Source organism: Ilumatobacter sp. (assembly GCF_965215205.1).
In the GTDB taxonomy this organism is placed as follows: Bacteria; Actinomycetota; Acidimicrobiia; order Acidimicrobiales; family Ilumatobacteraceae; genus Ilumatobacter_A.
In genome coordinates, this window is the sequence record NZ_OZ244049.1 from 1,223,015 (window position 1) to 1,237,513 (window position 14,499).

At 73.3% G+C, this 14,499-nt stretch carries 14 protein-coding genes; 6 read left to right on the plus strand and 8 right to left on the minus strand.

The annotated features are described in order from the left end of the window. Nucleotides 1-41: 41 nt before the first annotated feature. Together ACOOHC_RS05800 and lysS are read right to left on the minus strand one after the other, a co-directional pair. On the minus strand, nt 42-995 hold the full coding sequence (locus tag ACOOHC_RS05800; protein WP_420453062.1) for a DapH/DapD/GlmU-related protein: 954 nt from the start codon (nt 993-995) through the stop codon (nt 42-44). Nucleotides 996-1,137: 142 nt separating this feature from the next. Next, nucleotides 1,138-2,733, minus strand: coding sequence for a lysine--tRNA ligase (gene lysS / locus ACOOHC_RS05805; RefSeq protein WP_420453063.1), 1,596 nt, complete (start codon nt 2,731-2,733; stop codon nt 1,138-1,140). 119 nt (nt 2,734-2,852) lie between these two features. On the opposite strand from lysS, the gene ACOOHC_RS05810 reads away from it, so the two are divergent. Together ACOOHC_RS05810 and ACOOHC_RS05815 are read left to right on the plus strand one after the other, a co-directional pair. Beyond that, nucleotides 2,853-4,328, plus strand: coding sequence for a M15 family metallopeptidase (locus tag ACOOHC_RS05810; RefSeq protein WP_420453064.1), 1,476 nt, complete (start codon nt 2,853-2,855; stop codon nt 4,326-4,328). A gap of 96 nt (nt 4,329-4,424) precedes the next feature. Further along, nucleotides 4,425-4,706 carry a PqqD family protein gene (locus ACOOHC_RS05815; RefSeq protein WP_420453065.1) on the plus strand — a complete coding sequence of 94 codons (282 nt, stop codon included), beginning with the start codon at nt 4,425-4,427 and terminating at the stop codon, nt 4,704-4,706. Nucleotides 4,707-4,749: 43 nt separating this feature from the next. Here ACOOHC_RS05815 and ACOOHC_RS05820 read toward each other — a convergent pair whose 3' ends face one another. From ACOOHC_RS05820 to ACOOHC_RS05830, 3 genes are all read right to left on the minus strand, one after another. Further along, nucleotides 4,750-5,715 (minus strand): hypothetical protein, encoded by a 966-nt coding sequence (locus tag ACOOHC_RS05820; RefSeq protein WP_420453066.1) that lies wholly within the window; start codon nt 5,713-5,715, stop codon nt 4,750-4,752. Then, nucleotides 5,712-6,914: an asparagine synthase-related protein gene (locus tag ACOOHC_RS05825; RefSeq protein WP_420453067.1), complete on the minus strand. Its 1,203-nt coding sequence runs from the start codon at nt 6,912-6,914 to the stop codon at nt 5,712-5,714. The genes ACOOHC_RS05820 and ACOOHC_RS05825 overlap by 4 nt, the downstream gene beginning before the upstream one ends. A gap of 139 nt (nt 6,915-7,053) precedes the next feature. Beyond that, on the minus strand, nt 7,054-7,224 hold the full coding sequence (locus tag ACOOHC_RS05830; RefSeq protein ID WP_420453068.1) for a hypothetical protein: 171 nt from the start codon (nt 7,222-7,224) through the stop codon (nt 7,054-7,056). A gap of 103 nt (nt 7,225-7,327) precedes the next feature. Here ACOOHC_RS05830 and ACOOHC_RS05835 point away from each other — a divergent pair, with 103 nt between their 5' ends. Continuing rightward, nucleotides 7,328-7,882: a helix-turn-helix domain-containing protein gene (locus ACOOHC_RS05835; protein WP_420453069.1), complete on the plus strand. Its 555-nt coding sequence runs from the start codon at nt 7,328-7,330 to the stop codon at nt 7,880-7,882. Between the two features lie 4 nt (nt 7,883-7,886). After that, on the plus strand, nt 7,887-8,252 hold the full coding sequence (locus tag ACOOHC_RS05840) for a LuxR C-terminal-related transcriptional regulator (RefSeq protein WP_420453070.1): 366 nt from the start codon (nt 7,887-7,889) through the stop codon (nt 8,250-8,252). Here ACOOHC_RS05840 and ACOOHC_RS05845 read toward each other — a convergent pair. Beyond that, nucleotides 8,183-10,237 carry an ABC transporter ATP-binding protein gene (locus ACOOHC_RS05845; protein ID WP_420453071.1) on the minus strand — a complete coding sequence of 685 codons (2,055 nt, stop codon included), beginning with the start codon at nt 10,235-10,237 and terminating at the stop codon, nt 8,183-8,185. The genes ACOOHC_RS05840 and ACOOHC_RS05845 overlap by 70 nt on opposite strands. A 177-nt stretch (nt 10,238-10,414) precedes the next feature. Between ACOOHC_RS05845 and ACOOHC_RS05850 the strand changes: the two genes are divergently transcribed. Both ACOOHC_RS05850 and ACOOHC_RS05855 read left to right on the plus strand, forming a co-directional pair. After that, entirely contained in the window at nt 10,415-11,479 is a 1,065-nt protein-coding gene (locus ACOOHC_RS05850; protein WP_420453072.1) for a hypothetical protein, read from the plus strand. Beyond that, nucleotides 11,445-12,617 (plus strand): nucleotidyltransferase family protein, encoded by a 1,173-nt coding sequence (locus tag ACOOHC_RS05855; protein WP_420453073.1) that lies wholly within the window; start codon nt 11,445-11,447, stop codon nt 12,615-12,617. Before ACOOHC_RS05850 ends, ACOOHC_RS05855 begins: the two co-directional genes overlap by 35 nt. A gap of 54 nt (nt 12,618-12,671) precedes the next feature. Here ACOOHC_RS05855 and ACOOHC_RS05860 read toward each other — a convergent pair whose 3' ends face one another. Further along, on the minus strand, nt 12,672-13,103 hold the full coding sequence (locus ACOOHC_RS05860; RefSeq protein ID WP_420453074.1) for a lasso peptide biosynthesis B2 protein: 432 nt from the start codon (nt 13,101-13,103) through the stop codon (nt 12,672-12,674). After that, nucleotides 13,100-14,476, minus strand: coding sequence for a lipopolysaccharide biosynthesis protein (locus tag ACOOHC_RS05865; RefSeq protein WP_420453075.1), 1,377 nt, complete (start codon nt 14,474-14,476; stop codon nt 13,100-13,102). The genes ACOOHC_RS05860 and ACOOHC_RS05865 overlap by 4 nt, the downstream gene beginning before the upstream one ends. Nucleotides 14,477-14,499: the final 23 nt, after the last annotated feature.

Here is a 14,499-nt window from a genome sequence, read left to right on the forward strand (position 1 = left end):
GAGCGACCGGGAGCGAGCCGGGCGACGCTCCGTCGCCGCGGCTACTGCTTGCTGTGCAGCTCGGAGTTCAGCTCCCCCCAGGTGCGGGTGCGCGGCCGGGCGATGACCTGGCCGGTCTGGCCGTCGCGGATGAACAGCAGTCCGCCCATCCCCGAGATCTCCTTGCCCTTCTTGACGCCGTCGGGGGTGAACACCGGTGTCGAGGCGGTGACGTACAGCCCAGCCTCGACCGCGCAGTCGTCGCCGAGGCTGATCCCGATGCCGGCGTTCGCTCCCAGCAGGCAGCGCTCGCCGATCGAGACCACCTCGGTACCGCCTCCCGAGAGCGTCCCCATGATCGAGGCGCCGCCCCCGATGTCTGATCCGTCCCCGACGACGACCCCGTTGGAGATGCGCCCCTCGACCATGGACGTCCCGAGGGTTCCGGCGTTGAAGTTGCAGAAGCCCTCGTGCATGACGGTGGTGCCGGCGGCGAGGTGGGCACCGAGGCGCACCCGGTCGGTGTCCGCGATGCGCACCCCGGCGGGGATCACGTAGTCGGTCATCCGCGGGAACTTGTCGATCCCGCGCACGGCCAGCACCCCGCCCGCCTGGCGGACCGCGAAGCGCACGGCGTCGACGTCGGCGATCGCGACGGGACCCCGGTCGGTCCACGCCACGTTGTTCAGCACGGCGAAGGTCCCGTCCATCGAGATCGAGCGAGGTGCGGCGAGGCGGTGCGAGAGGAGGTGGAGGCGCAGGTACGCGTCCTCGGGCGACGCGGGTGGTTCGTCGACGTCGATGGTGATGCGGACGGGGCGCACGGTCACCCGGCGCTCGGTGTCGTCGGTGTCGCGCAGGCCGAGGTTCTCCTCGATCTCGCTCAGCGCACCACCGGGGCCGGCCATGTCGTCGTCGCCGAACTCCCCCCACCCGATCCACCGGTACCAGGTGTCGAGGGTCGCCCCCGTCGAGTCCACCGTCGCGAGCCCAGCGCCCCATGCCGTTCGTGCCATCCCAGCGAAGCTAGACGGCCCACCCGACCCCCGCCGCCTCGGGTCCGATGACGGCCGGAGCCGTCGACGGTCGGACCCTCGGTGCTCGGTCGCGCTCCGGGTCGGACCCCGAGCGCGACGCGCGCCCGTGGCGCGACGCAGGTCAGGCTTCGGGGCGGAGGGTGGGGAACAGGATGACCTCGCGGATGTTCTCGACGCCGGCGAGCAGCATCACCAGCCGGTCGATCCCGATGCCCAGGCCCCCGGTGGGGGGCATGCCGTACTCGAGGGCGCGCAGGTAGTCCTCGTCGACGGTGCCGGCCTCGAGGTCGCCCGCCTCCTTCGCGGCCTGCTCCTCCTCGAAGCGCGCACGCTGCTCGACCGGGTCGTTCAGCTCCGAGTAGCCGTTCGCGAGCTCGCGCCCGCCGACGAACAGCTCGAAGCGCTCGGTCAGGTGCGGGTCGTCCCGATCGACGCGGGCGAGCGGGGAGATCTCCACCGGGTGCCCGGTGACGAAGGTCGGTCGCACGATCGAGGCCTCGGCGGTCGCCTCGAACAGCTCCTCGACGATCTTGCCCGGGCCCCAGAACGGCTCGACGCGGACCCCGTGATCGGCCGCGACCTCGCGGGCTCGCTCGATCGGCATCGACGGGTGCAGCTCGACCCCGGTCGCCTCGGAGGCGGCGTCGATCATCCGGACCCGGGGCCAGTCCTCGGCGAGGTCCACCTCGGTTCCGCCCACCGTCACCACGGTCGTGCCGAGCGCGTCGCGCGCCGCCGTCGTCACCAGCTCCTCGGTGATGTCCATCACGTCGGTCCAGTCGGCGAACGCTTGGTACAGCTCCATCATCGTGAACTCGGGGTTGTGCCGGGTGTCGATCCCCTCGTTGCGGAAGGTGCGCGCGATCTCGTACACGCGCTCCATCCCGCCGACGATGAGCCGCTTGAGGTACAGCTCGACCGCGATCCGCAGCGAGAGGTCCATGTCGAGCGCGTTGTGGTGCGTCGTGAACGGGCGGGCGTGGGCGCCACCCACCTCGGGGTGCAGCACCGGGGTCTCGACCTCGACGAACCCGTGGGCGGCGAGGGTGCGGCGAAAGCTCGAGATCGTCTCGTGGCGGATCTCGAAGTTGCGGCGCGCCGCTTCGTTGACGATCAGGTCCGCGTAGCGCTGCCGGAAGCGGGTGTCGACGTCGGAGAGGCCGTGCCACTTGTCGGGGAGCGGGCGCAGCGCCTTGGACAGCAGCTCGACGCGGTCCGGCCGGACGGAGAGCTCACCGGTGCGGGTCACCATCACGGTGCCGTGCGCGCCCACCCAGTCGCCGAGGTCGAGCCCCTTCACGTCGGCGAACGCGTCGTCGCCGATGACCGCCTTGGAGACGAACAGCTGGAGGTCGCCGGTGCGGTCGCGGACGGTCGCGAAGACCAGCTTGCCGGTGTCGCGCTTGAGCATCACGCGGCCGGCGACCGACACCTCGTCCTCGGTCTCGTCGCCGGGGGAGAGGTGGCCCCACCCCGCTCGGACGTCGACCAGGGAGTGGGTCCGGTCGAATCGGTACGGGTAGGGCTCGACGCCCTCGGCGCGCATCGCGTCGAGGCGCTGCAGACGCCGGGCGGTCTCCGCCTCGCGTCCGCTCCCCGCGGTCGTGCCGTCACCGCCGCTCGAGGAGCCGCTCGTCGTCGAGGACGGAGCCCCGTCCACGGGCGGGTGCTCGGGCGCGGTCTCGTCGCCGGTCGAGGAGGGAGGTTGCGAGCTCACGACTGCCAGACGGTAGCGAGGTCACGCGGCCGGGCGGCACCACGTCCGCGACCCGGCGCCTCCGTGCGGGCGACCTGCGGTGACGTCGATCGCGCCGGGGGCGTTCGTATCATGAGCGCGTGTTCCGCCGCACCCCTCGTCCTCGCCGTCGTCCCGGCCACAGCGCCTCGGTCCGCCCTCGTCGTGCAGCGCTCTCGACGGTCGTCGCGGCCGCCGTCTGCGCAGGTGCGACGCTCGTCGGGGGAGCGGACGTCGTCGACGCGCAGACGCCGCCGACCACCGTTCCGGGCGACGGCGCGGCGCCCGCGCCCACCACCGGCTTCGACCTCGACGGCCCGGGGGCGCGCGTGACGGCGCGGGCGGTGCGGCTCGCTCCGGAGATCGTCGACGTCGTGACGGTCTACGACAGCGGGGCGCTCGACGCCTCCACGCGCGACCGGGCCTTCGCGGCGGCCCGCCAGGCCGGGGCGCGCGCCGTCGTGCGCGATTCGGCGTCGCTCTCGCTGCGCCGGGTCACCCGTGGCGGCGCCGTCGTGCAGGAGGCGCCCTCGACGATGTCGTACCCGATGGGGACCACGGTCCTCGACCGCGAGACGGTCGCCGCGCTGATGGGGCCGCCGGTGGCCTCGGCGATGAGCGCGACCGAGATCGTGATGGGCAGCGGGACCGCGGCGCTGCGCGGCGCTCGGGCGGGCGACGTCGTCACGTTGCGGTCGTTCAGCGGTGCGGACGTCGAGTTCACCATCGGATCGGTCGTCGACGACGCCGTCACCGGCCGGACCGAGCTGCTGCTGGCGCCCGCGGCCGCTGCCCGCCTCGGGCTGTCGCGCGCGAGCAGCGTGGTGATCTGGGGGTTCGGTTCGCGCAGCGCGATCGACCGTGCGCTGGCGGACAGCTCGCTGGTGTCGACGCGGATCCGGATCCGTCGCAGCTGGGATCCCGCGGATCCCGACGACACCCTGGGGATGGGGGCGACGAAGGCCCTCCTCGGCGAGTTCGGCTTCCGGGTGAACTCGAACGGGTCGGTGACCCAGGAGTACCGCTGGCAGGTCGAGAACCTGCCGGGCGGGCGGGTGCTGCTGAACCCGTTCATCGCGATCCGCGCCCGATGCCACGACGTCGTCCAGCCAGCGATCCAGGCCGCGCTGGCCGAAGCGGCCGCGGCCGGTGTCGGCGGGGTGTTCGACGTGGGTGACGCGAACCTCGCCGGCGGTTGCCACAACCCCCGGTTCAACACCCTGTCGCGGAGTCGGACGGTCGGGTTCCTGTCGCGGCACTCGTGGGGGATGGCGCTCGACACGAACACCCGGGGTTCCTGCCAGGGTTGCGCGCCTCCGGACTTCGCGACCGATCCCGGCGGGTGCACCGCGGTCCGGATCTTCCGCAAGCACGGCTTCGCCTGGGGCGGCAACTTCCTCACCCCCGACGGGATGCACTTCGAGTGGGTCGGCGAGCGCCGCGATCAGCTCCCGTACCCGTCGCGGTACTGCCCGAACCTCGTCGAGGGCGCCCTCGTCGACCCCGACGCGGAGCTGCCGGTCGAGTCGACCCAGCGCCCGACGATCTTCGCCGACGCCGGTTTGATCGCAGAGTAGCGGTCTTGACACCGTGGGTGTCACGAACCTCTGCCTTCGGTCAAGTCACGTGGTCGTGGGCGGCCGGTCGGCGGACCTCCGGTTAGATTCCCATCGATGAGCATCACGAGGGACACCTTCGTCAAGTTCGACCGGGCGTCGGCCCGGTCGCGCGACGTCGGCGACTCGATCGTGATCATGGACCTGAAGAACTCGGTCTACTTCTCGATCGAGGGATCGATCGCCCAGGTGTGGCCCGCCTTCGTCGAGGGCGTCGTCCTGCGCGACGCGGCGACCTCGCTCGCCGAGGTCTTCGACACCGATGCGTCCGAGATCGAGACCGACCTCGTCGAGCTCTGCAGCAACCTCGACGAGCGCGGCGTCCTCGAGACGCGCTGAGCCGTCCGGGTCGGCATCGACCCGATCGCGGCGCGATCCCGGTTCACACGTCGAACAGGTCCGCGGCGATCCGCTCGAGCTGCGCGACCGTCGTCGCGCCGTCGCCGCGCCCGACGACGTAGGCGGGCACCCGATCGGCCAGGTCGCAGGCGGCGTCGAACTCGTTCGCGCTCGCCTCGTCCCACGACCACGTGCCGACCTTGGAGTTCGCGACGAGCAGGACGGCCGCCTCGTCGGGGTCGATCGGTCGTCGTCCGGCGGGGGCCGCCGGGTCCAGGAAGTGGAGCGCCACGAGGCGAGCCCGGTCGGGGGCGGGGTCGGCTCGCACGGCCAGACGTCCGTCGAAGGTCGTCGTGGGCGCCGAGGTCGATCGTCGCCGCAGCTCCTGCGCGAGCCCGCGCAGCTTGAGCACCGAGGACGTCGAGTGGACGACGACGCCGCCGCGACCGCCGACGCGGCTCCCGCCGACGCGGCTCCCGCCGACTCCGACGTCGACCTCGGCGTCGACCTCGGCGGCCAGCACGTCGTCTCCGAGGAGCGAGCCGCCGAGCGCGACGACGGCGGCCGCCATCGTCGACTTGCCCGAGTGCCCCGGTCCGGCGATCGCCACCGCGTCGGCGCCGTCGAGGGTGACCGTGCTCGCGTGGAAGGTGGCGCGCCCGGCGACGGCGAGCCGGTAGACGAGGGCCCAGCCGGTGATCACCTCGGCGATCCACTCGTCGGGCCCGTCGGGGTGGACGCGGAGCTCGATCCGGCTCCGGTCGGCGCTCATCGTGGCGACGCACCCGTGGCCGAAGACCATGCACCAGCCCGGCCCGTCCCCACGGGTCGCGAGCGACCACGGCGCTCCGTCGAGGCGACCGTGGTGGAGGACGTCGGCGACCTCGGGGCCGACGAGGCGCGTCGTGAGCGTGGTGGTGACGGTGACGTCGGCGGGTCCGTCGCCCGGGGTGAGCCCGAGCGTGACGTCGGAGTCGACGACGTCGCCGGCGAAGCGGTAGCGGCTCATCGGTCGTCGTCGCCCGGGTCGGCGGCCGTCCCCCGCTCGGCGCCGGTCGCGGCTCTCCGCGTCGCGAGCCAGGCGGCCTGCAGCATCAGCCCGCTGCGGGCATCGCTCGCGTCGAGCCAGGTCCGTCGGAGCACCTCCGCGTCGACGTAGGGCGTGGGGATCCCGGTGACCCCGTCCCAGCGCCGCGCGAACTCGTGGGTGGCGGTGCTGTAGATCGCTTCGGAGAAGTACACCTTGCTCGTCCGGTGGAGGATCTCCGGGGGGAGGAGGTCGGCGAAGTGACGCCGCACCACGAGGCTGCGGTTGATGAAGTGGTGGTCGGGGATCGAGGCCGCCAGGTCGCAGATGACGTTGATGTCGAGCAGGGGAGCGAAGTAGTCGAGCCCGAAGCGCCGGGCCTGCTCGGCGAGGCGCCGCTCGCCGATGACGAGGGCCCGGCTCGAGCGGTAGTCGCGCAGGAACTGCTTCATGGTGAGCGCCCGCCGCCGATCCGCGTCGAGGGCGGCGCGGTGCGCGGCGCGCCCGCGCTCGTCGAGCCAGGCGGGGTGGGCGATCGCCGCCGCCGGCCGGATGCGTCGCCGGAGTCGCTCGTCGGCGAGCTGGAGCGCCTGGCGACGGAACCGGCCGCTGCGGGCTGCGTAGCGCAGGGCGTGCAGCACGACGAGGGGTGCCGTCGCGAGCACCTCGTCGCCGCCGTCGCCGTTGATCAGGACGTCGCCGTCGCGGACGTCGAGGCGGGCGAGCCACCAGGGCCGGCCGGCCGTGCGCGGCGAGTGGTTCAGGCCGTGCTCGAGCAGCGAGCGCCGGGAGGTCTCACCGACGAGGTCCAGCTCGTCGTCGACGTCGATGATGCGCCAGTCGGTGAGCCCGAGCCAGTCGATCATGCGCTCCTGGAACTCGTCCTCGCGCGTGGATCGCGCGGCGAAGCGCAAGGTGACCGGGACCGGGGCGGGGGCGCCGCGCTCGGCTGCGACCCGAGCCGCGGCCGACAGCACGAGGCTGGAATCGACGCCCCCGGAGAACTCGACGAAGCACCGTTCGCGCACCCGGTCGCGGATCGCTCCCAGGAGCACGGCGGAGGGTTCGCGTGCGACGGCCGCCCGCTGGCGACGCAGCACGAGGCGCCGGACGTCGTCGTCGATCCCGACGCCGTGACCGAAGGCGATCTCCTCCGGGGTGGGAGCATCGGTGCTCGACATGGCCTCCATCATGCAGGCGGTGCCGTCGATCCGGGCATCGGGCGGGGTCCGCTCGGACGCGCGACGGCTGCCTCGCCCGGAGGCGAGGCAGCCGTTCGTCAGATCGTCCGTGCGGCCGAGAGGGCCGCTCGGGTGAGGATCAGGGGACGGGGATGCCCGAAACGGTGCCGAACGCCGTGACGACGCCCAGTCCCTCGACGTTGATCGTGATCTTCACGCCGTCGTCGGAGTTGCCGTTCAGGTTGCCCTGCGTGATGTCTCGGATCGCTCCGAGGTCCTTGATTTCCGCCTTCGCATATGCCTTTGTCATGGGCTCCATGATGGCAGCGGATATGGTCCGATGCAATGCCGATCACCTACCGATCACCCCAGGGTGATCCCGCAACTCCGTCGGAGCGCCCGGGAGCGCGGCGGTGACCGACCTCGTCGAGCGGGCGGTCGCGATCCGGCTCGGCGACCGTGGCCAGGCGACACCGGCCCTCGCCGAGCTCGTGGTCGGCGTCGAGCGCGGCGGTCTCGTGGTGCACGACGCCTCGGGGGTGCGCCGCGACTCGCTCGACGACGTCATGGCCGCGCTCGGACGGCGCCCCGCCTGGCGTCGACCCGTGATCGGCGACGCCCCGATGACCGATCGCGAGGCGGTGGTCTCGCGCGGCGTCGCCCGCGGCGCCACCACGCGGGAGCTGGCCGAGGAGCTGGGCGTCAGCGAGCGCACGGTGACCACCCTGCGACGTCGGTTGCGCGAGCGCGAGCCCGCCGCGGAGGTGGTCGGCGGTTCGCGCGGCGTCTCGGTCGTGGGCGCGCCGGGGCTCACCCGAGACGTCGTGCACACCTGCCTCAGAGCCGAGCGCGCCGACGTCAACGAGGTGCCGTCGGTGCGCGCCGACGACCGGGTCCGGGTGATGGTCGCCCCGACGGTGCGCGACTTCGCCGCCGTGGGGTCGAGCGCGCTTCGTCGTCGTCGGTGAGCTCGTGGGCGAGTTGACCGTCGTCGAGGCGATCGAGGCCGGGATGGTCGCTCACCTGCCGGTGGCGACGACCACGCTCGACCACCTGTGCCGTGCGATCGACGACGCCGCCGCCGGTCGGCCGACCCTTCCCCCGCCGACGCTGCACCGCCTGGTGGACGAGGCGTGGAACGAGGGAGCGACGACCAGCGAGCTGAGCCCGCGCGACCTCGACGTGGTCCAGGGCATCCGCGCGGGGGAGTCGGTCAAGCAGACCGCACGTCGGCTCGGGGTCAGTCGCAAGACCGTCGAGAACGGCCGTCACCGGCTGTTCCTGCGGTTCGGGGTCCACTCCGCCGCCGAGCTCGATCGCGCCGTCGGCCCGCTCTGAGCGGCGCGGGACACCCCGTCGGGGGCGCCCCATCCGCTCGGGTCCGGGCGCGGGTCCGGCGTCGCCACCCGCGGGTCCGACCCGGGCGTCGGCACGAGCGGTGCGGGCAGGTCGCCACGCGCACCCTCGGCTGCGTGCGTCGACGGGCGGTCGTCGTCGGTGCCGGCGAAGCGGTCGGCCTGCAGGCGGAACATCCGCGCGTACTCGCCGCCGCGGCTCATCAGCTCGCGATGCGGGCCGGCCTCGATGACGCGCCCGTGGCTCATCACGTAGATCCGGTCCGAGCGCGTCACGGTGCTGAGGCGGTGGCTGACGATGATCGTCGCCCGCCCGACGGTGAGCTGCTCGATGCCGTCGAGCAGCTGGGCCTCGGCGTCGGGATCGAGGGCCGCGCTGGGCTCGTCGAGGATGACGATCGGGGCGTCGCGGAAGAACGCGCGCGCGATCGCGAGCCGCTGCCACTGCCCGCCGGACAGGTCGGTCGCGCCCTGGTACTCCGGGCCGAGCCCCGTCGAGAGGCCGTCGTCGAGCGAGTCCGGGAGGTCGTCCAGGCCGACCAACCCGAGCGACGAGCGGACCTCGTCGTCGGAGGCGTCGCGCGCGACGCGCCCGAAGCGGATGTTCTCGCGCAGCGGGAGCATGTACTGGCTGAAGTCCTGGAAGACGACGGCGACGCGGTCGTGCCACGAGACGTCGTCGGCGTCGACGCCCCGGTCGTTCCACGTGAGCGTCCCCCCGTCGGGCGTGAGCAGGCCGGCGAGGACCTTCGACAGCGTGGTCTTGCCCGACCCGTTCGCGCCGACCAGCGCGATCACCTCGCCCGTGCGGACCTCCACCGACACCGCGTCGACCGCGGGACGGTTCCCGGTCGGGTAGGTGAACGACACGTCGCTGGCGCGCAGCACGCCGTCGTCGGCGCCGTCGCCGCCGCGCTGGACGTCGACGGCGGGAGGGTGGGAGCGCTCGGGGAACATCGACGAGAACTCGTCGACGTCGGAGAGGAACAGGGCGCACTCGTAGAGCACCCCGACCCCGGCCAGCAGCCCGGTGAGGCGCTGGCCCAGCAGGGCGACGGCGCCGGCCGCGGTCGCCGCGGCGGTCAGGTCGGCGCGCCCGCTCGACACGGTCCACACGAGCACCCCGATGATGATCGCGATCGCGAGCGCGTTGACGGACCGACCGGCCGAGCCGAGCACCGCACGACGGCGGGCGACCCGGGTGATCCGCTCGATGCGGCCGCCCCAGCTGGCGTCGTGGCGGCGGTCGACCTCGTCGGCGAGCTGGTACGCGCGGAGCTCCGCCGCCGCTGCGCGCGAGGTGAGCAGGTACAGCAGGTACGAGCGTCGGCGATCGGGCTCGGTCTCGTCGACCTGGAACCGGTACCCGAGCCGCGTGGCCTGGCGGGTGAGGAGCCACGCCGGGACCCCGCCGGCGAGCAGCACCAGCAGCACGAGGGGCTGGATGAGCGCGAGCGTCACGACGAGGGCGACGCAGAGCACCAGCGCGGAGGCGATCGTGGTGAGCGCCGAGGTGACCTGCATCGGGCGTGACGTGCCGCTGCGCAGGGCACGGGTCAGCAGATCGTGGAAGGAGGGTCGGTCGAACTCGATCAGCGGGGCCCGGGTCGCCACCCCCGAGATCTGCGCGAGCGCGTGGCGGGTGGTGAGCTCGCCGAGCACGACGCGCACCTCGTTGAGCCACACCGACGCCGCACCCTGGACGGCGAACGCCACCCCGAACGCGGCGACCACCACGAGGGCGTCGGACAGCTCGGCCGATCCCTCGGCGATCGCCTGCACCTGGCCGACGAGCCGACCGGCGAGGGCGAGCTGCACGACCGTCGCGAGGGCTTGCACGACGGTGAGCGCCCCGAGGCGGAGGCAGGACGCACGCCCGCTCGCCCACACCAGCGCGAGGGCACGTGCGAGCAGCCGGGGGAGCGCGGCGGCCGCGCCGCTCACCGACCTGCGTCTCGTCGCCGCCACCGCCCACACGGTACCGCTGGCGACCCGCGGCCGCCCGGCCACCCCGCCGCTCGCGGTCCGCGCTCCGCCCCCGCCACGTCTCGCAGCTCCGCGCCCCGACCGGTGGGGTGGGTAGCGTGGCGTGCCCATGTCGACCGATCCGACACCGCTCGAGCGCCCGTGCGCGAGGCGATCGTCGTGAGCTCCCGGTCGAGCGGCGGTGCGCCGGCCGACGGCGCGCGGGCGCAGCGCCCGCTGCGGGTGCACCGCGTGCACGGGCTCGACGTGTCATCGCAGATCGAGCTCCCCGGTCTCGGCCGGTCCGTGGGCGAACCCGCCTCGGCCGCCGACGTGGTCGTCGCGATCCACGACGGGCCGGCCACGGCGGCCGATCCCGAGGGGAGCGTGATCGCGCGCGACGAGACGCCGGGGCGCACGATGGCGATCACGGCGTCGGGGGGTCGCTGGCACGTCGCCGCCGAGGGGATCACCGTGGTCGTCGATGCCACCGCCGGCGGGCCGACGACGCTGCGCGTCGCGCATCGACCGGACGCGGCGGGGACCGTCGGGTGGTTCGTCGGAGGGGTGGGGTTGGCGATCGCGGCGATGTCGCGCTCGCTGACCGTGCTGCACGGAACCGTCGTCGAGGTCGACGGCTCGGGCACCCTGCTCGTCGCCCCCAGCGGACACGGCAAGTCGGTCACCGCGGCGGCGGCCGTCGCCGGCGGCGCCCGGCTCGTCGCGGAGGACTCCGTGCGCGTCGAGCGTGGGGAGTCGGGCTGGGTCGCCCACCCGGGGCCGAGGATCCTCCGGCTGCGCCGCACGCCGGGCGAGGTCCGCCGGTCGTTCCCCGGCCTCGACGTCGGCGCGAGCTCCGACGGTCGCGTGACCGTCGACGCAACGATGCTCCCGCCGATCGATGCCACCGAGGTGACGGGTTCGCTCGAACCGCCCGGTCGCCGCGATCCGATCGCGATCGATCGGATCGCGTTCGTCCGGCTGGATCCCGATGCCGACGCCGCTTCGTGGCTCGAGGTCGATCCCGCGATCGCCCTGATGACGCTGCTCGGCCAGATCCGCGTGCCGGGGGTCGTCGACCCCGCGCTGCTCGACGACCACTTCACGGCGGTCTCCGCGCTGGCGTCGTCGGCGCAGGTCGGCGTGGCCCGGTTGCCGTGGCACGGCGACCTGCCCGATCTGATCGAACCGGTCAAGGTGGTGCTGGGTGATGCCGAACGTGACCGACGTGAGAACTACTCTTGACGGCGGGATGCGGACGACCGAGGTGGGGCGGGTGCTGGCGGACGCCGTCTCGAGCGCGCGCCACCGTGCGGTCGAACCGGCCCTGCTCGAGCGCTTCGGGCCCCAGCTGATCGAGAAGGCGCTGGTGCACCGGGTGCCCGGGCCGCTGCTGCACACCTTCCGCCACCACGGGGTCGCCGGGGAGGGAGCGCTGCACGCCCGCGCCGTCGACGACGCGATCGCGCGGATGACGGCGCTGCTGGACGTCGAGTGGATGGCCGAGGTGTTCGCCGGCGCCGACATCGACTGGCTCGCCTTCAAGGGGCCGGTGCTCACCACCATCGCCGGCTGCGACCGCTGGGAGCGCCCGACGACCGACCTCGACGTCCTCGTGCGCGGGCGCGACCTCGAGCGCGCGATCGATCTCCTGGTCGATGCCGGTGGCTTCCACCTCGACCAGAACTGGGAGCTGATGCTCGAGCGGGTGATCGGCGAGGTCCACCTGATCATGCCGATGGGGACATCGCTCGACCTCCACTGGAACCTGCTGGTCAACGAGTCGATGCGGACGATGTCGACGCCCGATCACGCCGCGATCTTCGACACCGCACGCACCGTGGATCTCGACGGCGTCGAGGTGCCGACCTTCGGCCCCGCCGAGACCCTCGTGTACTCCTGCGTCCACGCCTGCATCTCGGGCGGCCACCGCCTCGTGTGGCTGAAGGACGTCGAGCAGCTCGTGCTCGCGGACCAGCCCGACTGGGACGACGTGGTCGACGTTGCGCGCTCGTGGGGAGCGGCCATCCAGGTGGGCGCGATCGTGGGTCGCACCCAGCGCCACCTCGGGCTGGACGTGCCCGACGGGGTGATCGAGCGACTGGTCCCGAACCGGGCCCTGCGCCTCGCGCTGGAGCTCCTCGACCGGCGTCGGCCGGTCGCCGACGCCGAGCTGGACGAGTCCATCCTGCGCCTCGCGACCCGTTCGCTCGGCCCGACGACCTGGGTCACGGTCGAGCGGTTCGGGCGCCGCGCGATCGCGTTCGCCCGTCGCCGCCTGCTGCACGGTGAGCCGATGAGCGCGACCGAGCTGTTCGTCGAGCGCCCGGGTGACGGCGATCGTCGTCGCTACTTCGACGCGGTGGTCGCTGCGTCGAGCTGACGTCGGCGCGACGGGCCGCCGGTCCGGCGGGGCCTGCCGACGGGGCCGCCCGCGTCAGTCGAAGCGGACGTGCTCGGTGGCCGACGGGTCGAGGTCGATGGTGCCCAGCCGCACCCAGGCGTGGGCCGCGAGGACGCCGTCGTCGAGGCGGGTGCCGATCACCAGCTCCGGGCGTCGGCGCCGGAGGATCCACCCGAGGGTGAGCGAGCGGCGCAGGCAGGAGCGGTCGAGCGGCCAGCGAAGCATCATGCGGGTGGCGTTGTGCAGCCAGCGTCGCTCGGCGTCGCTCAGCGCGACCGGTCCGGTCTGGGCGGGCCCCTCCTCGTCGAACAGCATCCCGTAGGCGGCCGCGACCCGGTCCACCGGTCGCAGCCGCAGCAGCGCCTCCGCGCGCGCGAGCTGGGCGGCGACGACGACGACCTGCGCGACGTCGAGCGGACGGAGCTCGGCGAGTCGGCGCAGCGCGCCCGGACGCGACGCCGTCACGACAGGTCCCCCCGGCTGCGCCCGTCCCCGGTCGGGTCGGTCCGCGGTGCCCCGGGGTCGCCGACCGGACCGGCGCCGACCCCTGTCGGCTGGTGCGGTCCCGTCTCGTCGTCGACGGAGGCCGGATCGACGAACACGAGGCCGTCGCGACGCACGAGGGCGAACAGGATGACGGCCGTCAGGCTGTACGCCACCAGGGACACCAGAGCGGCCCCGACGACCCCGAGCGCCGGGAGCGCGATCGGCAGCCCGACGAGCGTCACGACCAGCGCCGAGACCGACCCCCACGAGCCGTAGCTGGGGCGCCCGCAGGCGTTGGCGATCTGGACGAGCACCGATGCGCACCCCGCGAAGCCGGATCCGATGATCAGCAGCACCGCCGGCCACGTGGAGCGTGAGAACTCCTCGCCGTAGACGGGGACGATCAGGAGGTACGCGGCGAGGCAGCTCACCACCGTGCCCGCGACGATCCACCGCGTCGCCTGGATCATGCGCATGCTTGTCACCCGGCGGGTCGCGTCGTCGGCGGCGGCCTCGCGGAACACCGACAGGCCGAGGGTGCTGCCGAGGTTGATCGGGACGAACGCGATCCCGACGGCCACGGCGTAGATGCCGAGGTCGGCGCTGGAGAGGAGCGGGACCATCAGGATCTGGTCGAGGCGGGAGTTGGTCAGCGTGGCGAGCGACCCCGGCACGGTCTTCATCCCGTAGCCCATCAGCGGTCGAGCCGATCCGCCACGGCGCGGCCGGACCCCGACCACGACCAGGGTCACGGCGGCGACGGCCCACTCGGTCCCCAGGAGGATGAGGCCGGCGCTCGTCGCCGTGAGACCTCCGGCCAGCGCGAAGGCCCCGTAGAGGACGGCACGGGACGACGCTTGGACCACGGTGATGACACCGACGGCGCGCAGCTGTCCCCGTGCGACGAGGATCATCCTCCCCGAGTTCGGCACGGTGCTGAACGCCGGGGTGGCCACGATCGCTGCGACGATCAGCAATCGGATCGGCCGCGACGTCTCCCCGAGCGCGAACGTGAAGACGAGCCACGCGACGAGTGCTCCGACGGGTGCGATCAGCAACGAGAGGCGAGCGGCCGCGCCCAGGAGCTGCGCTTCGGCGTGCGTGCGATCCCGTTCGTCGGCACGAGTCGCGTGATGCCCCACCGCGGCGGGGATCCCGAGCGCGAACCCTCGGGTGCTGGCCTCGTTGTAGACGGCGATGGCGGCGACGTCTCCCCGCCCCGACGCGCCCAGCACCTTCGCCAGGATCAGGCCGCCGAAGAAGCTGATCCCCTGGGCGACGAGGTTCCCCCCGGTCAAGACGGCTCGTGGCGATCGCAAGGAGCGCACGTGCGCGTCGAACCTGCCCAGCATCAGTGAGAGTCAACACCGAACGA